We start from the raw sequence: 19361 nt of genomic DNA on the forward strand, positions 1-19361 counted from the left end.
CGGGCGGGTCATCGTGGGCGTCCGTCGCGGTAGACCTCGAGGACGAGTTCGACGGTCCGGGCGGGCTCGTCCAGGCCGCCGGGGGCGGGCAGGGCCTCTTCGAGGACGACGCCTTCGGGGTGCCGGGACAGCCATTTGGCCAGGCAGCGCAGGTGCAGGGCGTTACCGAGGTCGGCCAGGTGCGGTTTGGGGCGGGCCAGCCGGCTCAGGAAGTCCTCGGTGGCCCGGCCGGTGGGGGCGCCGGCCAGCGGGTGCAGGAAGACCTGCTCGGGCAGGCCGAGCAGGGCGCGCCAGTGGGCGGTGGCGGCCGCGGGGACCCGCCCGGGGCCGGTGTCGGCGGCGAGGTCGGCGCGCAGGCGGGCCACGACGCCGGGCGGCAGCAGCCAGCGGCGGCGCTGGAGCACCAGGTGCCGGTGGCGGAGCCGGGAGCCGACGGTGACGGTGCCGCCGGGGGCGGGCAGGGCGCGGCGGGGGGCCAGGGGGCGGAAGTCGACGACCCCGCCCGGGTGGTCGCCGAGGTGGGGGGCGATGCGGGCCGGCAGCAGTACGGGGGCGAGGAAGCCGGGGTAGAGCACGTCGAGCGGTTCGCCGGTGGCGCGCAGGCGGATGCGGACCTGGTCGGTGGCTTCGTCGTGGACGAGTTCGAGGTCGGCCTCGGCGATCGGGGTGCGGTGCCGGTCGGGGCCGATCTCGTCGGGGACGAGGAGGGGGTGGAGGTTGGCGTTGAACCCGCCGACGGGGCGGATCTGGGCGGGGCGGGCGCCGCGGCCGAGGCCGCGGCGGATCTGCCGGGACACCTCGGCGGTGGCGCGGGGGTCCAGGGAGTCCAGGAAGCGGCTGGCGAAGCGGCCCCAGCCGCCGTAGACGTGGTTGACGGCGAGGAGTCCGCGGGCGGGGTCGCGCTGGAGGAAGTAGGCGTAGCTGAGGGGTCGTTCGACGGTCGGGGCGGGCAGTCGCTCCCCGAGGGTCTTGAGGATGTCCGCGGGCAGCGTCGCCTCGTCGCGGGCCTCGGCGGGATCGTTGCGGTCGCGCAGGGCGTCGGCGAGCTCGGCGCGCAGCCGGGCCAGGGGTTCGGTCGCGCTGGGGAACGCGTCGCGGTCGGCGGGGTCGAGGAGGGCGATGCGTCCGGCGGATTCCCAGGCGGCGGTGACGTCGGCGCCGAACTCCCAGGGGTGCGTGCAGCGTCCGCCGGCTCCGTAGCGTTCGACGAAGCGGTCGCGGACGGCGCGGCGGACGAGGTGGCCGAGGTCGAAGAGTTCGGCGAGGGCGGTGACCTCGCCGAGCGCCTCGTGGTCGGCGGCGCCGAGGAAGCCGTCGAGGGCCAGCGGGTACGGGGCGACCACGTCCTCGGACAGGACGGTCAGCGGGGCGGAGGCGGTGGGGACGGGCCGTCCGGCGGCGGCGAGTTCGGCGGTCCAGCGCCGGGTGAGGTCGGTGAGCCGGTCGGGGCGTTCCGCGGCCGGGGCGGCGGCGAACCGGGCGGTCAGCGAGCCGAGTTCGGTGATCCGGTGGGCGCGCTCCGCGTCCTGGGGGTGGCCGGGTGCGAAGGTCCGCAGCCAGGCGGCGAGGTGTTGCAGGGGGTCGGGGTCCTGTGGGGGGACGGGGTCCTGCGGGACCAGCAGGCCGGCGTGGGCGAGCCGGTCGAGGAAGGCTGCGGCCGCGGCCGGGCCGGCTCCGCCGTCGCCGTCGGCGTCGGCGTCGTCGGCGTCGTCGGCGTCGTCGGCGTCGGCGTCGGCGTCGGCGTCGGCGTCGGCGTCGGCGTCGGCGTCGGCGTCGGCGTCGGCGTCGGCGTCGGCTTCGGCGTCGGCGTCGGCTTCGGCGGCGTCGGCGGCTTCGGCGGCGTCGGCGGCGTCGGCGGCTTCGGCGGCGTCGGCGGCGGCGGGGCGGAGCGCCGCGGCAAGCTGCCGGGTCAACTCCGTGAGCGGTACGGGGTCCTCGGCGAGGCCGGTGAGCAGGCGCAGTGCCGCGCCGAAGGCCACCTCCGCCTCGTCCTCGCCGGGTACGAGGTAGCGGCCGCCGGCGAAGGAGGGCCGGTCGCGGGAGTACGCGGCCCGTCCGCCGGCGGTCCGTGCGGTGCTGGTGATGCGGTGGGGCAGGGTGGTGCGGCGGTGCGGGGCGTCGAGGAGGGCGAGGGTCAGGGCGGTCGTCAGGGTGCGGTTGGTTTCCACGACGGAGCGCAGGGGGCCGTCGAGGAGGGGTGCGGTACCCCAGGAGGTCACCGGGTGGGCCGGGCCGCCACCGGAGGCGGGACCGGGGCCGGAGCCGGGGGCAGGGGCGGGGCCGGAGGCAGGGGCGGGGCCGGAGGCAGGGGCGGGGCCGGAGGCGGGACCGGAGGCAAGGACAGGGCCGAAGCCGGAGGCAGGGCCGGAGGCAAGGACAGGGCCGAAGCCGGAGGCAGGGCCGGAGGCAAGGACGGGGCCGGGGGCGGGGTCGGGGGCGGGGTCGGAGGCAGGGCCGGGGGCGGGGTCGGAGGCAGGGCCGGGGGCGGGGTCGCGGGTCAGTGGGCCCCAGCCGACCGCGGTGAACCACGACAGCGGACTGGTCTTGGTGCTGGCGCGCAGGGCGTAGCGCAGCACGGTGGGCTCCTCCTTGCGGGCCCGGCGGTCGTCGGCTGCGGTGGCGGCGCGGTTCACGGCGCGCAGCAGGTCGGCGCTGGTCAGGGCGGTGGCTTTGGCGAGGGCGGGTTGGCGGCACAGGGCGGCGAGCGCGGCGCGTTCGGCGTCGAGGGCGGGGCCCGTGGCGGCGTCGAGGGCGGTGAGGAGGGTGTGGCGGTCGGCGCGCAGGGTCAGCCAGGCGGCGAGCCGGGGCAGGCGGGCCGGGAGGTCGCCGAGGCGGGCGAGGACGGCGGGGCGGGGTTCGCGGCCGTTGTGCAGGGCCCGCCGCAGGGGCAGGACGACGTCGCGGTGGAAGTCGGCGGGGTGGCCGTCGCGGGCGGCGTACAGGTCGTCGCAGAGCGGGGCGGCGGTCAGGGCCAGTTCGGTGTCGAGCCGGTGGAGGCGGGCCAGCAAGTCCCGGAAGGCGGCCGGGGCCGGGTCCTGGGCCGGGTGGGCGAGCACGGTGACCCGGGCCAGCGCGTAGGGCGCGGACCGTACCCGGTAGCCGTCGGCGCCGGGGATGGGGTGCGGCTGCGGCTGCGGCTGCGGGTGCGGCATGGGTTCCCGTCCTGTGGGTGGGGTGCGGCGCGCGGGCTTCCCGCCGGGCACGGGGGCGCGGCGGGAAGCGTCTGCCGAGCGGTGGTGCGGTCGTGCGGTGGTGCCGTCATGCCGTGGTGCGGGTCATGCGGTCATGCCGTGATGCGGCTGTGCGGTGGTGCGGTCGTGCGGTGGTGCGGTGGTGCCGTCATGCCGTGGTGCGGGTCACGCCGTCATGCGGTCACGCCGTCATGCGGTCATGCCGTCATGCCGTGGTGCGGGTCACGCCGTCGTGCGGTCGTGCCGTCATGCCGTGGTGCGCCGGTGGTTTGCGTTATACGGGGAGGTCCGGCAGTTGCGGGTGGGCGCAGGAGGACGAGCCGCAGGAACAGGAGCTGCCTCCGTTGGACGCGCCGCCCTCGGGCAGCGCGACGGTGTCCCGCATGGAGGTCACGGTGAGTTCACCGAGGTCGAGGTCGTCGAGGTCGAAACCGGATGACCGGGTGATGTCGTTCATGGGTTTCCTCTCGTGTGGGGGGCGGGTCAGGCCTGGAGGGCGACCGCGTCGTGCGGCTGGGCGCACGACGAGGAGCCCTGGCAGGAGCAGGAGCCCCAGGACGCGCCGCCCTCGGGCAGTGCGGCGGTGTCCCGCATCGAGGTGACGGTGAGGTCGCCGAGGTCGAGCTCCAGGTCGTGGAGTTCGACCCCGGGGGTACGTGCGGCGTCGGACATATATGTCTCCCGGGATGTGGAAGTGGAAAGCCGAAAGTGCACTGAACGTCGGTCGGCCGGATCGTTCGAAAGCATGGCGAGGTCGTCCGGAGGGCGGCAAGCACGTGGGACTTCCGCCCGCTATCTGGGCAAGTCCGGTTCGACTCCGTCACGTTGCTGTCGGCCGAAACCGGCCGTAAGGGGGTGTGCCGGCCGGTGTTCCGGCCGCTCCTCAGTATTCCCCGGGGTCCCTCGAGGCCCGCCGGAGCGTAAGCGGCCGCATTTTTCGGTGGGGGTGCGGAAATTGCGAGGTGGGGGGTGGTGCCGGGCCGGACGGTGTACGCCGGGGGCGGGCCGGCGACGCCCGGCGGACCGAAAAGCGGTGGTCCACGGTCCGAAGCGGCCGGGTGGACGTCCGGTCACGGGACGATGGTTCGGCCGTACCGGGATTTTCGTTCTGCTTTCTGCGGTCGCTTTTCCGTCACAGCGCGGAGGCAGTGGAATCGATTTCTCGCCACTCGGGGTCCGCCCGCCGATCGGATTTCATTCATCATGCATTTATTGGATGGCGGCATGCGGCCGCCGAGTTCAATCGTCCGATTCCGACAACGATATGACGGAGTATCTTCTTGACCACTCACCTCGGGCCCGGCGCCGGCCCACGGATGTTCCTGGCGCTGATCGCGGCCCTGTGCACGGTCATCGGCGCCACCTCGCTCGGCACGGGGGCGGCGGCAGCAGCCGATCAGCGTCGCCCCGTCTACGCCGTCGCGCACCGCGTCGACACCCTGGACGGCGTGGACGCCGCGCTCGAGCACGGCGCCAACAGCATCGAGATAGACGTGTGCGCCTGGTGGAACCCGAACGAATGGCGGGCCTATCACGACTGTTCCTCGGCCGGCGACAACCGGCTGGGCCCCGGCTTCGACAGCATGGTCGACCGCATTCTGTCCCACGCCGCCTCGGGGCGCCGCCTCGCGCTGGTCTGGCTGGACATCAAGGACCCGAACTACTGCGGGGAACGGGAGAACCGCGGGTGCAGCGTCGCCGGACTGCGCGACAAGGCGCAGCGGTTGACGGCTGCCGGGATCCAGGTGCTCTACGGGTTCTACGAGTACCACGGCGGCAGCACCCCGGATGTCGGCGGCAGGGGCTGGAAGAGTCTGGAGGGCCGGCTCGGCGGCCTGGAGGGCGTCACGACGACCGGGACCCGCGACCGGGTCCGGGAGGCGTTCGACCGGTCCGGTTCCGGATTCCCGGCCGGTCGGCGGGTGATGGACTACGGCGACAGCGACATCACCAAGGGGTTCGGCAACTGCACGGAGTCCACGTACTACACGTGCGCGGAACTGAAGAAGGGCGCCGGGGACCGTGACGCGGGGCGGCTCGCGGCCACCCTGTCCTGGACGACCACCTACAACGACCCGTGGTACGTCGACAAACTGCTGGGCGAGGGGCGCGTGGACGGCATCATCGCGGGCTACGGGGCCTTCACCGGCGTGCGCGAGTACGACGACAGCTGGCAGTGCGCCAACTCCATCGGGCTGATCCGCGACTGGGTGAACCGCCACGGCGGCACGCATCGCATGGCCGTCGCGGGTGACCGCCTGTTCCGGTAGGGCACGCGCAGCGCCGGCCGGCTCGTCGGCCGGCCGGGGTGCGCTCCCGCAGGAGTTCCGCACCTGCTTCGCCGCCGCCAGGGCTGCGCGTGGAGCGGCGCCGCCGACTTCGCCGGGGTACGGCTGGTCCGGGAGACCGGCCTCGCCGGTGCCGCCCGGACCGTCCTGGCCCTGCGCGACGCGGCCACCCGCTGACGCACGCGCTCGCGTTCCCCTGATCCGGCCGGCCTCTTTGCGAGAATACGGGCGGTTTGTACGGGTTTTCGGTGCAAGGGTCCATGCGGGCGACGGCGACAGGGGTGCAGGCGTGCGGAAACCGGCGGTCATCGAGGCGCCGTCCGTGCTGGGGCTGCGGCCCTCGGGGGTCCAGGACCTGCCGGCGGCCCTCCTGGGAGCCGGTCTGGCCGAGCGGCTGGGGGCCGTGCGGGCCGGCCGGGTCGAGGCGGCGGCGTACGACGCGAGGCGGGACGAGCGTACGGGGATCCTCAATCCGCTCGGTATCGCGCGCCATGCCGTCGCCCTGGCCGACGCCGTCGCCGGCGTGGTGGACGGTGGTTTCTTCCCCGTGGTCCTCGGCGGCGACTGCAGCATCCTGCTGGGCAACCTCCTGTGTCTGCGCCGCCGCGGGCGGTACGGGCTGCTGTTCCTCGACGGCCACACCGACTTCTACCAGCCGGCCGCCGAGCCGACCGGTGAGGCGGCCTCGATGGAGCTCGCTCTGGCCACGGGCCGCGGGCCCGGGCTGCTCGCCGACCTGGAGGGCCGCGGGCCCCTGGTGCGCGACGAGGATGTCGTCGCCTTCGGCTTCCGTGACGCCCTCGAGTCGGCCGGGGCCGGAATGCAGCCCCTGCCTCCCGGGCTGCATCGCGTCGATCTGGAGGGTGTGCGTGCGGTCGGTGCCGGTGCGGCGGCGCGGTGGGCGCTCGGGCGTCTCGGGGAGGGCGGGAGCGCCGGTTTCTGGGTCCACCTCGACGTCGACGTCCTGGACGACGAGCTCATGCCGGCCGTGGACTACCGCATCCCCGGCGGGCTGACGTGGGCGGAGCTGGAGAGCGTGCTGCGGATCGCGCTGGCCGACGAACGCGCCGTCGGACTCGACGTCACGATCTTCAACCCGCGGCTGGATCCCGGCGGGACCCTGGCCGCCCGCCTGTGCGAGTGCCTGGGGCGGGGGATGTCGGCGCGGGGCGGTCACGGGAGTTGAGCGGCCGGGCGCGCCGGGGTACGGGCGGCGGGAGGGGTTTCAGGCGGGCAGGGCGGCGAGCCAGTCGATGAGGAGCCGGTTGACCTCGTCGGGGCGTTCCTGCTGGATCCAGTGGCCGCAGCCGTCGAGGATCCGGGAGGAGAGCAGGCCGGGCAGGGTGGTGGGGTAGGCCTTGATCGCATCGGCCATCCATGTGGTGGAGGCGTCCAGGGCGCCGCCGGCGAACAGGGACGGCTGGGTGAGGGGGGCGCCGTCGAGGTGGGCGAGGTCCTCCCAGTCCCGGTCCATGTTCCGGTAGCGGCCCAGGGCGCCGCTCAGGCCGGTCCGCTCGAACTCCCCGGCGTAGACGTCCAGGTCCTGCTCGCCGAGCCAGCCGGGCAGCGGGCCGGTGGGGAAGCGGTCGCGCAGGCGTGCGCCCCGGCCGAGGAAGTGCGGGGCGGGTGCGTCGGGGGCGGGCATGGTGTCGGCGGAGAAGGCGGCGTAGAAGCCGGCGAGCCAGCCGCGCACGTCGGGCTCGATCTCGGCCTCGGCCCGGCCGGGCTCCTGGAAGTAGGAGACGTAGAACTCCTCGTCCCGGTCCGCGCCCAGCCGGGTGAAGACCGTGCTGGGCCGCGGGCCGCCGCGCGGGGCGTAGGGGACGCTGAGCATTCCCACGGCGCGGAAGACGTCCGGCCTGAGCAGGGCGGAATCGGCGGCGATGACCGAGCCCCAGTCGTGGCCGACGATCACCGCGGACCGTTCGCCCAGGGCGTGCACCACGGCGGCGTTGTCCGCGACCAGTTCCGGCATCCGGTACGCCGTCGGGTCTTCGGGCCTGGAGGAGCGGCCGTAGCCGCGGACGTCGATGGCGGCCGCGCGGTATCCGGCGGCGGCCAGGGCCGGCAGCTGGTGGCGCCAGGAGTACCAGGATTCCGGGAAGCCGTGCACGAGCAGTACCAGTGGTCCGGTGCCCTGTTCCACCACGTGGGTCCGGCCCGCGGGCGAGGGGACCAGGCGGTGTGTGGCGTGCGTGGTCTGCTGCGACATGAGTCCTCCGGGGGTGCCGACCTGCCGTGTGCCAGGATCGCTGCCCCGATCATGCGAAGGGCGGTGCGGGAGCGGCGAGTCCTGTTGCCGGTTCGGCAAAGAGCGTGCCGGTGGCGGACGGTTGCGGCCGCCCTCCCCCGCCGCTACTCGGCCTGCAGTGCGGCCAGCCGTTGTGCGAAGGGCACGATGGTGAAGCCGTTCGCCGGATCCGTGGAGGTGATCGCGCCCGTCGTGGAACGGGGTGCGATCGCGGCGGCGGTGTCGACGTCCGGGGCGGTGTCCCGGGAGGCGGCCGGGTGGGCGGCGGGTGCCATGAAACGTGCCAGTTCGGCGGCCGCGCGGGTGATCCGCCGGTCCAGTCCCTGCTCGCCCCAGTCCTCCGAGGCCGCGTACACGGCGGTCGGCAGGGCGAGGGCGCGCAGGTAGGTGAACAGCGGGCGCAGGGCGTGTTCGGTGACCAGGCTGTGGCGGGCGGTGCCGCCGGTGGCTGCGAGGAGGACCGGTGTGCCGGTGAGGGCGTCCTTGTCGATGAGGTCGAAGAACGACTTGAACAGGCCGCTGTAGGAGCCCGCGAAGACCGGTGTGACGGCGATGAGGCCGTCCGCGGCCGCCACCGTGTCGAGTGCGGCGGCCAGGCGGGCGGGCGGGAACCCGGTGACGAAGTGCTGGGCGATCTCCGCCGCCAGCTCCCTCACCTCTATCACCTGGGGTTCGGCGTCCACGTGCTCCAGTGTCGCGGCCGTGAGCCGGTCGGCGAGCAGCCGGGTGGAGGAGGGGGAGCTCAGCCCCGCCGATACGACGACGAGTTTCATGCCTGCGTCTCCTCCTTCGGGGTGCGGTGGGCCGCGGCGACGCGGGCCGGGTGGGTGGGGGCGTCGGGTACGCCGGCCGGGCGCAGGTTGGCGAACTCCTTGCGCAGGACCGGTACGACCTCTTCGCCGAGGAGGTCGAGCTGTTCCAGGACGGTCTTCAGGGGCAGGCCGGCGTGGTCCATCAGGAACAGCTGGCGCTGGTAGTCGCCGGCGTAGTCCCGGAAGGACAGGGTGCGTTCGATGACCTGCTGGGGCGAGCCGACGGTCAGGGGTGTCTGGGAGGTGAACTCCTCCAGGGACGGGCCGTGGCCGTAGACCGGGGCGTTGTCGAAGTAGGGGCGGAACTCGCGGATCGCGTCCTGGGAGTTCTTGCGCATGAAGACCTGGCCGCCGAGGCCGACGATGGCCTGTTCGGGGGTGCCGTGCCCGTAGTGGGCGTAGCGCTGCCGGTAGAGGTTGACCATCTGCTCGGTGTGGGAGGCGGGCCAGAAGATGTTGTTGTGGAAGAAGCCGTCGCCGTAGTAGGCGGCCTGTTCGGCGATCTCCGGCGAGCGGATGGAGCCGTGCCAGACGAAGGGTGCGACGCCGTCGAGCGGGCGGGGGGTGGAGGTGAAGGACTGCAGCGGGGTGCGGAACTTGCCCTTCCAGGTGACGGTGTCCTCGTCCCACAGGCGGCGCAGCAGGGCGTAGTTCTCGATGGCGAGGTCGATGCCGTCGCGGATGTCCTTGCCGAACCAGGGGTAGACCGGTCCGGTGTTGCCGCGGCCCATCATGAGGTCGACGCGGCCGTCCGCGACGTGCTGGAGCATCGCGAAGTCCTCGGCGATCTTCACCGGGTCGTTGGTGGTGATCAGCGTCGTCGACGTGGACAGGATGAGGTTCTCGGTGCGTGCGGCGATGTGGGCGAGCAGCGTCGTCGGTGAGGAGGGGACGAACGGCGGGTTGTGGTGCTCGCCGGTGGCGAAGACGTCGAGGCCGACCTCCTCGGCCTTCTGTGCGATGGCGAGCATCGCCTTGATGCGTTCGTGCTCGCTGGGCACGCGTCCGGTCGTCGGATCGGCCGTGACGTCGCCGACGGTGAAGATCCCGAACTGCATGGCTCCCCTTCCAAGATTGTTGACTGTTCAACTATACCTCGGAACGGGGGGTGCTCACGGGATATTCCCGAGGGCCGGGGAGGGGGGAAGGAGGGAGGGGCAAGGGAGGCGGCACGGGGACGCCCCCGCCCCGCCGGGCCGGGCGGAGCGGGGGCGGGAGCGGGGTGGGGGCCGTCAGCCCTGGCAGAGGCCGCGGGCGTGGTCGTAGGTCGCGGTGGCCTGCGAGTACCGCCACTGCGGGTCGAGCAGGTCGCTCTTCAGCTGTCCGGCCGCGGCCGGGCTCTCGACGATGTACCCGAAGTCCTGGAGCCAGGACGGGTACAGGTTCTTGGAGCCGATGTAGAAGGCCGCCCCGTCGACCGAGACCAGCTTGTGGTGCTGGGCGTACGGCTTGCCGTCCGCCCAGGTCGGCCGGTCGGAGGAGCGGAAGGTGGCCAGCTGGAGGTTCTCGCACATCGCCGTGCGCGCGCGGGCGCCGTCGCCGGTCAGGGCCGCCAGGCGGCCGCGCAGGGCGTCGGCCACCTCGGAGAGCGACTTGATCTGGGAGTAGCCGCCGCTGCCGATCGTGCCGCGGTTCGCCGGGTCGCTCACGACGATGCGGACCTTCACGCCGGAGGCGAGCTTCGCGGCGAGGGCGTCGTAGAGGCGTACGTCGTAGCGGGGCAGCGGCGGGCAGGTGGCGTGGACGTCCTGCTGGGAGATCTCGATGTGCGAGGTCGCGCTGGAGACCAGGGCGCGCAGGGCGCTCTCCTCGGGGTTGACGGTGTCGTAGTCCCGGTCGGCGTTGGTGTTGTCGTGGAGCCCGATGCCGCACTTGGTGTCGGCGGCCGTGGGCAGGACGGGGTTGAAGGAGGAGGCGGGGTCGCTGCGGCGGATCCCGACGCCGAGGCCGCCGACGGCGAGCGCGGGCGTGTCGCCCCCGCCCAGGGGGGCGGCGGGCCGGGGCAGGGAGGGCATGCAGTCCGCGCCGGGCGAGGCGGCGAACCAGACCGAGCTCCAGCTGTTCCTGTTGCGGCAGGTCCAGTCCCACAGGGAGTCCAGGTAGCGGCCCGCGGAGCCGGCGGCGGGCCCGCTCAGCGCGAGGTCGACGTCGCTCACCGGGTGCGAGGTCTCCAGGTAGTCGCCCTTCCAGCTGTTGATGCCGCCGGTGATCACCGAACTGCCGTCGACGACGACCAGCTTGGAGTGGTTCCAGGAGAACGCGGTCTTCGAGGTGGTCATCGAGGCCACGTTGAGGGTGATGCCGGCGGCTGCGTCCGGGCCGAGCTTCGTGAGGAGCTCGTTGCGGTAGGACGAGGGGATGACCGTGGAGTGGTAGACGGGCGCGGCGCCCACCAGGATGCGCACCTTCAGCCGGTTGCCCCTGTGGGCGGATTCCTTCAGGCCCGCGACGATCGCGTCCTGGTAGCCGCCGTCGGGGAAGGGCGCCAGCGTCGATATGTCCACCGTTTCGCGGGCGGCGGCGATGTCCTGGCGGATCTTGTCCAGGAGGCGGCGGGTGCCGGGCCGGTCGGTGCAGGCGGCGTCGCCCCAGCAACCGGGGGTCTGGAGCAGCCAGTCGGCGGCGCCGGGGGCGGAGGAGCCGAGGCGGTTCCCGGCGGTGCGCTCCCACACCGAGCCCTCCAGGCCCGGCGAGACCTGGCGCAGGGTCTGCTCGACCGAGTCCAGGTGCGGCGTGGGTGCGGCGTCGGCGGCGGCCGCGGGGGCGGCGGAAGCCAGGAGGGAGAGGCCCAGGGCGAGGGCCGTGGTGGAGACGAGGGCCGTCGTGCGGACGGTGCGTGCCAATGTGGTTCCTTGAACTGGGGGGTGGCTCCGGCCGGGAGCGTGGCCGGCCACACCCCGACCTTGATCAACTCGCGCAAGTTACCAAGAAGTAGCCCGCTGTTCACCCGCGTCGATCGAGTTCCGGCCACCCCCGGCCGGGCCGTCCGCGGGGCGGCGCCCGTACGATGCCGGACGGGCGGAGCCGTAGCGCAGAGGTCGACGCGCGCGGTCTCCAAAATCGCGAGGACGCCGGTTCGACTCCGGTCGGCTCCGCCCGCCCTGACCGCCCAGCCCGCGCAGCCCACGCAGCCCGCCCGGCCCGCGCCGGGCGGTTCGGCGCACTGCGTGCGGTCAGGCGATGCGGATCACGCTCTTGCCGTGGGTGGCGCCCTCGGCGAGCCGCTGCACGGCGGTGGCCAGGTCCGCGAGCCCGTACTCGGCGGTGATGTCGATCCGTACGCTGCCGTCCGCGACGAGGCGGAGCGCGTGGCGGGCGCTGTCGGCGAGGCGTTCGGGGTGGGTGCGGCTGAGCAGGTTGCTGTTGTAGGTCAGGAGCGATGTGCCGTGCATGAGCAGGTCGTTCGGGTCGGCGGGGGCGGACTCGTGGGGGCCGAGGTTGCCGAAGGCCGCGAGTCGTCCGTGCTCGGCCAGCAGGTGCAGACCGGCCCGGCGGGTCGGGCCGCCGACCGGGTCGAGGATCACGTCGAAGCGTTCGGCGTGGAGAGCGCCCGGGAATTGTTCGCGCAGCAGGACCCGGTCGTAGCCGAAGGCGGCGGCGTAGTCGGCCCTGGCGGCGCTGCCGGCGACGCCGACGATGCGGCCGGCTCCGGCGAGGCGGGCGAACTGGGCGGCGAGGGTGCCGACCGAGCCGGCCGCGGCATGGATGAGGACGCTCTCGCCGGGGCGCACGCGGGTGGTGGTGTGGATCAGGTCGTAGGCGGTCGGGGCGCCCCAGCCGAGGCCGGCGGCGGTGCGCAGCGGCAGGTCGCCGGTTTCCAGGGTGAGCGCGGCGGGCGCCAGGGCCACTTCGGCGCAGGCGCCCGCCGCCGTCAGTGCGGTGACGGGCCTGCCGATGCGGGCCGGGTCGACGCCGTCGCCGACCGCGGTGATGTGCCCGGAGGCCTCGAAGCCCGGGACGAAGGGGCGCGGGAGGGGGAAGCGGCCGTCGCGGGCCATGGTGTCGCCCCACTGGATCCCGGCGTAGGCGACGCGGATCGCCACCTGACCGGGGCCGGGGGTGGGCTCGTCGAGTTCGGTGACGCGGTAGTGGTTCTCGGCGTCGAGGAGGACAGCCTTCATCGTTACAGCCCCTTGTGCTGACTCAGTATCCTTATAGTCGAGGACAGTAGGTATATAAGGTTCCTGAGTCAACCCATGAACCTGTTAGTTGAGTGGGAGTGCGTGATGGAAGCCCCGGTCGATGAGTCCCTCTGCACCCGGATCAGGCGCTCGGAGCAGGCGCTGATGGCGCATCACGAGGCGGTGCTGCGCGGCTACGGGCTGACCATGACGCAGTACACGGTGCTGCTGGCCCTCTCCCGCGAGGGCGGCATGTCGGGCGCCCAACTGGCCCGTTCCTGCGGGGTGACGCAGCAGAGCATGAGCAGCGTGCTGGCCAACATGGAGGCCAAGCGACTGATCCGCCGCGAGGCGTCCCCGGTGCACGCCAAGGTGCAGATCGCGAGCCTGAGCGAGGAGGGCCGGGAGCTCCTGGACCGCGCCTACCAGGAGGTGGCCGTCCTGGAGCGGGCGCTCGCCGACGCCTTCACGCCCTCCGAGCACGCGGCGCTCGGTGAACTCCTGGACCGGGCGACGGCCGTGCTGATCGGGCAGACCCGCCGGACCGGGGCCGCGCCCGCCTCCTGAGCCCCTCTCCCCCGCCCCGGTCCGCGCACGGAACCCGCCCGGGGGCGGGGCCGGGGCAGGGGCCGGGCAGGTTCCGTGCGGGCTGCCGTGTTCAGGAGGCGGCCAGGGCCTCCAGGGCGGGAACCGTCTCGGCCGGGGTGGGCAGGGCCGTGTTCTGCTCCCGGAGGCGGGCGGCCGCCTCGCGCAGGGCCGGGTCGGTGATGAGCCGGGTCAACAGCGGGGCGTCGACGTCGTCGGAGGCGGAGCGCAGGGCGGCGCCGGTGGCGGTGAGGGCGTCGGCGTTGGTGAAGTGGTCGGCGCCCTGGGGAAGCAGCAGCTGGGGCAGGCCGGCCTGCAGGGCGGTGAGCAGGGTGCCGGATCCGCCGTGGTGGATCAGCGCGTCGGAGGCGGTCAGCAGTTCGGCGAGCGGCACCCAGGGCAGCGGGCGGACATTGTCCGGGAGGGTGCCCAGCGGGCCGAGGTCGGCTCCGCCGACGGCGAGCAGGAACTCGGCGTCCACCGATGCGGCGGCCTCGATCAGGCGGACGATGGCGCGGACGCCGTCCAGCTCGGCCAGGACGGTGCCCAGGGTGACGGCGACGCGCGGGCGGCCGCCGCGCCGCAGGAGCCCGGCGGGGACGATGCCGCCGCCGTTGTAGGGCAGGTAGCGCATGCGCAGGCCGGCCGGGTCGCCGCCGAGGGAGGCGGGGACGACGTTCAGGGCGGTGGGCTCGGCCGGTCCGGCGACCCCGTACGTCTCGTAGGCCTCGGTGAAGTGGGCGGCGAGCCGGCCGATCATGTCGAGGCCGGAGGTGACGCCGAAGTTGTGGACCACCGAGGGGATCTTCAGCTTGGCGGCGACCAGCGGGGCCGCGGCCTGGAAGGAGTCGTGGATCAGAAGGTCGGGGCGCCAGCTGTCGGCTATCTCCAGCAGTCCCTCGACGGTGGAGCGGGAGACGAGCGCGAAGCCGTGGGCGGCCCTGCCGAGGATCTGCTCCGGGGTCATGTCCGGGGCGACGTAGCGTATTTCCTCACCGGTGGACTGCTCGAACACCTCCCGGATGCTGCGGCCGTCGCCGATCTCGACGATCGGGAAACCGGCCTCGCGGAGCTGGTCCAGCGGCTGCGAGCCCGCGAACAGCACCTCGTGGCCCGCGGCCCGTAAGGCCTGCGCGGTCGGGATCATCGGGAAGAGGTGGCCGGCCGCGGGCGGGCCGGTGAAGAGTATGCGCACGGTCTCTCCTTGCTCATGGTCTGCCGGTCGGGGGCGAGTCGTGCGGGCGCGCCCCCGGTGCCGTTCGGTGAACTGACGGGAATGCGCGTTGTGTTCCCTTCGGGGGGTCGATAATCAGACGTTCTGGGACGCCCGGTGTCCGGCCGACGGGCCCGGTCCACGGGAATGGGCCGCCACCCCCGTGCGGGGGTGGCGGCCCATTCCCGTGGACCGGAAGCCGCCTACTTGCGGAAGATGTTGCCGGTCCACTGGCCGGCGGCACCCTTGAGGGCCTCGTTGCTCATGATGTGGGTCGCGGGCAGGGTCGCCATGCCGATGTCACCGGCCGGCGCCGCGCCGTTGTGGGAGCCGACCGTGTTGTCGTGGCCGGCGTTGAAGACGTCGTCGCCGGCCACCTGGCTCAGGTCGCCGAAGACGATCGAGTACGTGTTGCTGATCGGTGCGTAGACGGTGAAGGCGTCGTCGGCGGAGGCGGCGGAGGCGCCCGCCAGGAGGATGCCACCGGCGGCGAGAGCGGTCAGGGCGCAACGGATCGATCGCACGAGTACTGCCTTTCGTGAGGGGTGGGGAGCAGTGCGAACGTAGGCCGCTTCGTGCGGCGAGGGCCCGTACCGGCCGCCGTACGGCCCGAGTCCATCCGTACGGCGCAGCCCGCTACCGCTCCTCGACCTGTTCGGCGACGGCGAAGGCGGCCCCGCAGTCCGGGCAGGTCGCCCGGCCGAAGAGGTACGTCAGCCCGAGCGCGACCTGCGCGTGGCCCGCCCGCGACGCCGCGCGGTGCAGGCGGGCGGGGAGCGGGCCGAGCGTGGCGGGATCGGCGGGCAGGAGCTCCGCCCGGGCGGGGTCGGCCGTCACGTAGTCACCGGCCGCGGCGAAGGTCCCGTGGTCGCCGAAGGCGATGAACAGCTCCGACGTGCAGTGCGGGCACTCGATCTCGTACTCCTGCACGAACAGGCCCTCCAGCCGCCCGGCGCTCCACACCCGCTCGCCCTCGAAGGCCAGCACGCACTGGAGGAGGTACACGAAGGTCGGCGGATGGTCGGTGGCCTCGTCCAGGAGGCGGCGGGCGACCGGCAGCAGCGCGGACACCTCCCCGGCGTAGCGCGCTGTGTGCTCCTCGTCCGCCGCCGAGGCGATCAGGCCCGCCATCAGGACGGCCTCCTGCGGTTCGCCCGGGGCGCGGCCGGTCGCGATCGCCGTCAGGTGCGGGAGGGCGAGGAAGCTGTCCTCGTCGACGGATTCCTGATGGCACAGGTCGCTCCAGAGGTCGCTCCAGACCTGCTGGTCGTCCTCACCGCCGAGGCGGGCGAAGGCGGCGGAGGCGGAGCGGGAGGGGGCGGCGGCAGCGGGGGCGGCGGTGGTCGGATCGCCGGAGGAGTGCGTGCTCATGCGACCGCATTCTTGCGGACGCCTCGCAGGTCAGCGTGGCCGGAGGGGTGTTGCGGTCACCGGTCCTCCCGTGCGGCGACCGCCGCGCCGAGGAAGGTCCAGCCGTCGACCTTCACCTCCCGCCTCTCCCCCGGCTGCCAACCGCGGGCCAGCGCCGCGTCGAGCAGGACCCGTACCGTGCCCGGTTCGTGCAGGTTCAGCGCGCCGACGCCGCTCTCCCCCACCTCGCCCGAGCCCGTGGTGAATCCCGAGACGTACCGGCCGGGCCCCTCGTCGAAGACGAAGCGCAGCAGGCCGCCGGTGCCCGACGGGTGGGAGCGCAGGGTGAGGGTCTTGCGGCAGCCGTCGTCGTCGAGCACGCGGTGGCCGTGGCGGATCGTCCACAGGTAGGTGCGCCCGTCGGCGACGAGCCGGCGGGCCTTCTTCGGGGAGCGGGGCATACGGGCGAGCGTACGGGCCGGGGCGGGAGCGCCCCCAGGGGTTTTCCTCCCCGGCCGGGGAGGGGGACGAGGGCCTGCGGTGGGGGCCGTCGTCGGCCCGGCGACCGGGTCGGCGTGGACGCCTGCGGCCGCCCCGGGACCACTGGGGCGGCCCGGACTACCGCCCGCAGTGCCGACCGCCTGTCAGGATGGTGCCGTGATCACACGTGATGCGTCGGCGGGCCCGTGGCACGGCAGCAACCGGTCCTGCCTCTCGCTCTGGTCGAAGGACTCGGTGCTGTCCATCGGCTCGGTGGGCTCGGTCCTGTCGATCGGTTCGGTGGGCTCGGTGCTGTCGATCGGGTCCGTGGGCTGCGCCCTGTCCGCCGCCTCCATCGGATCCTCGCTGTCGGCGCTGTCGGCGGCCTCCTGGCTCAGCACGGGCTCGGTGCTGTCCGCGCAGTCCCGCTGGTCGGTGCTGTCCTGGCGCGCACGCGGCGGTTTCATGGCGGCCGGTGTCGTCGCCGCGAGTGCCGCGGCCGGGCTCGCGCTGCACTTCCGGGAGGGCCGCGGCGGCCGCTAGCCGCCTCTCCGAGCGGGGGCCGGGGCCGGGGGCCGGGGGCCGGGTACGCGAAAACGCCCGGCCGGGGGTCCGGCCGAGCGTTTCGGTGCGTCTGCTGTCCGCTGGTGGCTCAGTACCAGTGGTGGGACTGCCAGAAGTTCCAGGCGCCGACCGGGCTGCCGTAGCGGTCGTTCATGTAGTCCAGGCCCCACTTGATCTGGGTGGCGGGGTTGGTCTTCCAGTCCGCGCCGGCGGAGGCCATCTTCGAGGCCGGCAGGGCCTGGACCAGGCCGTAGGCGCCGGAGGAGGCGTTCGTGGCGGTGTGGTTCCAGCCGCTCTCGCGGGAAACGATGTTGTTGAACGCCGCGAACTGCGCCGGGTCCTTGATCATCTGCTGGGCGATCGCCTTGGCGCTCGTCGGGGCCGCCTGGGCGGGAACCGTGGCGAGCATGGAGCCGGCGACACCGAGGGCGACGACGGTGCCCGCGAGGGCCTTCTTCGAGGCGGCGATGCGGCGGATGACGGAGTGGGACACGGGGGAAACCTTCCACAGGGAACAAGGGCGGTCGCGGCATGCCGGAGGCATGCGTGAGCCACTCACGCGCTGGAGAGGGGTTCGTCGGCGGCGGGGTGAAGCACCCGTGCCGCCCGGCGACTCATCCAGTTCTACAGACGCCCCGACCCCCTGGCAACGGCCCCTCTTACTAGGGGGCCTCGGAGTGGGGGACCTGCGGCCCCCGGGCGGGCGTGGAGGGGTCCGTGCTGGTGGGAGTCGGTTCGGGGCAGCTGCGGCGGGGCCTTCGCAGGCTACTATCCCGGCTCGTATGTGACGTGGGCCCTATGGGGCGGCTCACCCTCACAGCGCCCGAATGTCACTGAATGTCCCTCTATGTACACCTTTGAGAGGTGTGGTGGGATGCCGGAATCGCCTCGGGATCGAAGGGAACGGGCGGGGCGGGGCCCGGCTCCGGAAGGAGCGGGGGTCAGGGGCCTCAGGGGCTGCGGGGGCCCGGCTCCCGGGCGGCGGCGTCGTCCGCCCGCAGGGACAGGGGCGGGACCCGTCCGAGCGTCACGAGCCGGTGGCGTACGGCCATGACCACCACCGCCGTCGCGACGATGACCAGCCCGCCGAGGCGCAGGATCGCGTCGTAGGCCTCCTCGGGCGGCCGCTGCGGGGTCATCGCGGAGATCGCCGCCGCCGTCCCGGCCAGGGCGATCGCGCCCAGCGTGACCAGGAACGTCAGCAGCACGCCCGACGCCTCCCCCGCCCGGGCCGGTGCGACGACCTGCTGGGTCGCCACGCCGGAGTACGTCCAGCCCAGCCCGAGGCCCAGGCCGCACCACGCGAACACCGGCACGTACAGCCACCACGCCCCGACCCCGGCCAGGGCGTACATCCCCGTGCCGGCGACGGCCCCGGCCAGCGCCATCACCGCGGTCGGCCGCATGTGCCGGCCCAGCCGCGCGCCGAGCGGCCCGCTGAGCGCCACCAGCACGGCCGGGGCCAGGAACACCGTGCCCGCCAGGAGCGGCGAGAGGCCGCGTACGCCCTGGAGGTAGAGGGTGGCGAGGAAGACGGTGACGCCGTAGCCCATGTTCGAGAGCGAGCCCATCCCTGTCACCAGGACGTAGGGGACGTTGCGGAACAGCCGCAGGTCGACCAGCGGGTGCCGGGCGCGGCGCTCGCGCACCAGGAACAGGGCGCCGGCCGTGACGGCCGCGGCGAAGCAGCCCAGGGTGCGGGCGCTCCCCCAGCCCCAGGCGTCCCCGCGCTCCACGGCCAGGGTCAGTGCGGCCAGCGCGCACACGATCAGGGCGCAGCCCAGGAGGTCGAGCTGGCGGGGCGCGGAGGTGTCGCGCGAGTCGGGTACGCGGGCCAGGGCGATGAGCAGGGAGAGCAGGCCGAGCGGGGCCATCAGCCAGAAGATCCAGCGCCAGCCGGGTCCCTCGGTGAAGCCTCCGCCGACGAAGGGGCCGATCGCGGTGCCGATGTTGGCGATGCCGAATGCGGCGCCCAGGGCCTTGGCCCGGCTCTGTTCGGGGAAGGTGTTGGTGATCACGGCCACCGAGACCGGGAAGACGAAGGCCGCGCCGATTCCCTGCGCGATGCGGGCCAGGACGAGCGGGCCGAGGGCGGGTGCCAGTGCGCAGCCCACGGAGCCGGCGGTGAACAGGGCGATGCCGGCCAGCAGGGTGGCGCGCCGTCCGAAGACGTCGCCGACCCGGCCGCCGACGATGAAGAAGCAGCCGATGGCGAGCATGTACGCGGACAGGGTCCACTGCGCGGCCGAGACGGTGACGCCGAGCTCGGCGGCGATGCCGGGGATGGCGAGGTTGAGGGCGAAGAAGTCGAGCTGGATGCAGAACAGGGCGACGGCGACCGCGGCGAAGGCCCCCGTTCTCCGCGCGGCGGGTGAGGACTCCGCGCGCATGAGGGTGTTCCTCTCGGCCGACGCAGTCAGGACACCGCGGGGCGGCCGCCGCCACCGGGGCAGGGGCCGCACGCATGCCGTTCTCCCATTGTGGGGCGGCCGGCTGCGGGGCGCAG

General features: G+C 73.7%; 18 protein-coding genes and 1 tRNA gene. 5 read left to right on the forward strand and 14 right to left on the reverse strand.

Annotation, left to right across the window (positions count from 1 at the left end; all coding sequences use genetic code 11):
- Nucleotides 1-8: 8 nt before the first annotated feature.
- From B6R96_RS38610 to B6R96_RS00370, 3 genes are all read right to left on the reverse strand, one after another.
- The gene (locus B6R96_RS38610) at nucleotides 9-3152 is read right to left on the reverse strand and encodes a lantibiotic dehydratase (protein WP_107475431.1); all 3144 of its coding nucleotides are present in this window, start codon (nucleotides 3150-3152) and stop codon (nucleotides 9-11) included.
- A 313-nt stretch (nucleotides 3153-3465) separates the two neighbouring features.
- Entirely contained in the window at nucleotides 3466-3648 is a 183-nt protein-coding gene (locus tag B6R96_RS00365) for a thiazolylpeptide-type bacteriocin (RefSeq protein WP_030390517.1), read from the reverse strand.
- A gap of 26 nt (nucleotides 3649-3674) precedes the next feature.
- Nucleotides 3675-3863: a thiazolylpeptide-type bacteriocin gene (locus B6R96_RS00370; RefSeq protein WP_030390516.1), complete on the reverse strand. Its 189-nt coding sequence runs from the start codon at nucleotides 3861-3863 to the stop codon at nucleotides 3675-3677.
- Between the two features lie 608 nt (nucleotides 3864-4471).
- Between B6R96_RS00370 and B6R96_RS00375 the strand changes: the two genes are divergently transcribed.
- Entirely contained in the window at nucleotides 4472-5461 is a 990-nt protein-coding gene (locus B6R96_RS00375; RefSeq protein ID WP_237291259.1) for a phospholipase, read from the forward strand.
- A 307-nt stretch (nucleotides 5462-5768) separates the two neighbouring features.
- Nucleotides 5769-6665, forward strand: a complete 897-nt coding sequence (locus B6R96_RS00380; RefSeq protein WP_081521139.1) for an arginase family protein — start codon at nucleotides 5769-5771, stop codon at nucleotides 6663-6665.
- A 39-nt stretch (nucleotides 6666-6704) separates the two neighbouring features.
- On the opposite strand, the gene B6R96_RS00385 is transcribed toward B6R96_RS00380, so the two are convergent.
- The 4 genes from B6R96_RS00385 to B6R96_RS00400 all read right to left on the reverse strand — a co-directional run bounded on the left by B6R96_RS00385 (nucleotide 6705) and on the right by B6R96_RS00400 (nucleotide 11385).
- Nucleotides 6705-7691: an alpha/beta fold hydrolase gene (locus tag B6R96_RS00385; RefSeq protein WP_107475432.1), complete on the reverse strand. Its 987-nt coding sequence runs from the start codon at nucleotides 7689-7691 to the stop codon at nucleotides 6705-6707.
- A gap of 143 nt (nucleotides 7692-7834) precedes the next feature.
- Nucleotides 7835-8503: a CE1759 family FMN reductase gene (locus tag B6R96_RS00390; protein WP_081521141.1), complete on the reverse strand. Its 669-nt coding sequence runs from the start codon at nucleotides 8501-8503 to the stop codon at nucleotides 7835-7837.
- A complete protein-coding gene (locus tag B6R96_RS00395; protein WP_030390511.1) occupies nucleotides 8500-9600 on the reverse strand; it encodes an LLM class flavin-dependent oxidoreductase in 1101 nt (366 codons plus the stop codon). Before B6R96_RS00395 ends, B6R96_RS00390 begins: the two co-directional genes overlap by 4 nt.
- A gap of 174 nt (nucleotides 9601-9774) precedes the next feature.
- Nucleotides 9775-11385, reverse strand: coding sequence for a phospholipase D-like domain-containing protein (locus B6R96_RS00400; protein WP_081521142.1), 1611 nt, complete (start codon nucleotides 11383-11385; stop codon nucleotides 9775-9777).
- A gap of 177 nt (nucleotides 11386-11562) precedes the next feature.
- On the opposite strand from B6R96_RS00400, the gene B6R96_RS00405 reads away from it, so the two are divergent.
- A tRNA-Trp gene (locus tag B6R96_RS00405) sits at nucleotides 11563-11637 on the forward strand.
- A gap of 78 nt (nucleotides 11638-11715) precedes the next feature.
- On the opposite strand, the gene B6R96_RS00410 is transcribed toward B6R96_RS00405, so the two are convergent.
- Nucleotides 11716-12663 carry a quinone oxidoreductase family protein gene (locus B6R96_RS00410; protein ID WP_081521143.1) on the reverse strand — a complete coding sequence of 316 codons (948 nt, stop codon included), beginning with the start codon at nucleotides 12661-12663 and terminating at the stop codon, nucleotides 11716-11718.
- A 75-nt stretch (nucleotides 12664-12738) separates the two neighbouring features.
- Between B6R96_RS00410 and B6R96_RS00415 the strand changes: the two genes are divergently transcribed.
- Nucleotides 12739-13230 carry a MarR family winged helix-turn-helix transcriptional regulator gene (locus B6R96_RS00415; RefSeq protein WP_203351574.1) on the forward strand — a complete coding sequence of 164 codons (492 nt, stop codon included), beginning with the start codon at nucleotides 12739-12741 and terminating at the stop codon, nucleotides 13228-13230.
- Nucleotides 13231-13321: 91 nt separating this feature from the next.
- On the opposite strand, the gene B6R96_RS00420 is transcribed toward B6R96_RS00415, so the two are convergent.
- From B6R96_RS00420 to B6R96_RS00435, 4 genes are all read right to left on the reverse strand, one after another.
- Entirely contained in the window at nucleotides 13322-14443 is a 1122-nt protein-coding gene (locus B6R96_RS00420) for a nucleotide disphospho-sugar-binding domain-containing protein (protein WP_081521145.1), read from the reverse strand.
- Between the two features lie 221 nt (nucleotides 14444-14664).
- Nucleotides 14665-14985, reverse strand: a complete 321-nt coding sequence (locus B6R96_RS00425) for a hypothetical protein (RefSeq protein ID WP_030390506.1) — start codon at nucleotides 14983-14985, stop codon at nucleotides 14665-14667.
- A gap of 112 nt (nucleotides 14986-15097) precedes the next feature.
- Nucleotides 15098-15832 (reverse strand): hypothetical protein, encoded by a 735-nt coding sequence (locus tag B6R96_RS37145; protein ID WP_081521146.1) that lies wholly within the window; start codon nucleotides 15830-15832, stop codon nucleotides 15098-15100.
- Between the two features lie 56 nt (nucleotides 15833-15888).
- Nucleotides 15889-16272, reverse strand: a complete 384-nt coding sequence (locus B6R96_RS00435) for a hypothetical protein (protein ID WP_081521147.1) — start codon at nucleotides 16270-16272, stop codon at nucleotides 15889-15891.
- Nucleotides 16273-16471: 199 nt separating this feature from the next.
- On the opposite strand from B6R96_RS00435, the gene B6R96_RS00440 reads away from it, so the two are divergent.
- Nucleotides 16472-16834 (forward strand): hypothetical protein, encoded by a 363-nt coding sequence (locus B6R96_RS00440; protein ID WP_053168052.1) that lies wholly within the window; start codon nucleotides 16472-16474, stop codon nucleotides 16832-16834.
- Nucleotides 16835-16943: 109 nt separating this feature from the next.
- On the opposite strand, the gene B6R96_RS00445 is transcribed toward B6R96_RS00440, so the two are convergent.
- Entirely contained in the window at nucleotides 16944-17399 is a 456-nt protein-coding gene (locus B6R96_RS00445; protein ID WP_051779897.1) for a transglycosylase SLT domain-containing protein, read from the reverse strand.
- Between the two features lie 406 nt (nucleotides 17400-17805).
- The gene (locus tag B6R96_RS00450; RefSeq protein WP_081521148.1) at nucleotides 17806-19245 is read right to left on the reverse strand and encodes an MFS transporter; all 1440 of its coding nucleotides are present in this window, start codon (nucleotides 19243-19245) and stop codon (nucleotides 17806-17808) included.
- Nucleotides 19246-19361: the final 116 nt, after the last annotated feature.

Origin of the sequence: Streptomyces sp. Sge12 (assembly GCF_002080455.1) — a bacterium.
In the GTDB taxonomy this organism is placed as follows: domain Bacteria; phylum Actinomycetota; class Actinomycetes; order Streptomycetales; family Streptomycetaceae; genus Streptomyces.

Coding starts and splice junctions, on each gene's coding strand:
- B6R96_RS38610 (WP_107475431.1), bottom strand. CDS start 3,152: ATGCCGCACCCGCAGCCGCAGCCGCAGCCGCACCCCATCCCCGGCGCC.
- B6R96_RS00365 (WP_030390517.1), bottom strand. CDS start 3,648: ATGAACGACATCACCCGGTCATCCGGTTTCGACCTCGACGACCTCGAC.
- B6R96_RS00370 (WP_030390516.1), bottom strand. CDS start 3,863: ATGTCCGACGCCGCACGTACCCCCGGGGTCGAACTCCACGACCTGGAG.
- B6R96_RS00385 (WP_107475432.1), bottom strand. CDS start 7,691: ATGTCGCAGCAGACCACGCACGCCACACACCGCCTGGTCCCCTCGCCC.
- B6R96_RS00390 (WP_081521141.1), bottom strand. CDS start 8,503: ATGAAACTCGTCGTCGTATCGGCGGGGCTGAGCTCCCCCTCCTCCACC.
- B6R96_RS00395 (WP_030390511.1), bottom strand. CDS start 9,600: ATGCAGTTCGGGATCTTCACCGTCGGCGACGTCACGGCCGATCCGACG.
- B6R96_RS00410 (WP_081521143.1), bottom strand. CDS start 12,663: ATGAAGGCTGTCCTCCTCGACGCCGAGAACCACTACCGCGTCACCGAA.
- B6R96_RS00415 (WP_203351574.1), top strand. CDS start 12,739: ATGAACCTGTTAGTTGAGTGGGAGTGCGTGATGGAAGCCCCGGTCGAT.
- B6R96_RS37145 (WP_081521146.1), bottom strand. CDS start 15,832: ATGAGCACGCACTCCTCCGGCGATCCGACCACCGCCGCCCCCGCTGCC.
- B6R96_RS00435 (WP_081521147.1), bottom strand. CDS start 16,272: ATGCCCCGCTCCCCGAAGAAGGCCCGCCGGCTCGTCGCCGACGGGCGC.
- B6R96_RS00445 (WP_051779897.1), bottom strand. CDS start 17,399: ATGCCTCCGGCATGCCGCGACCGCCCTTGTTCCCTGTGGAAGGTTTCC.
- B6R96_RS00450 (WP_081521148.1), bottom strand. CDS start 19,245: ATGCGCGCGGAGTCCTCACCCGCCGCGCGGAGAACGGGGGCCTTCGCC.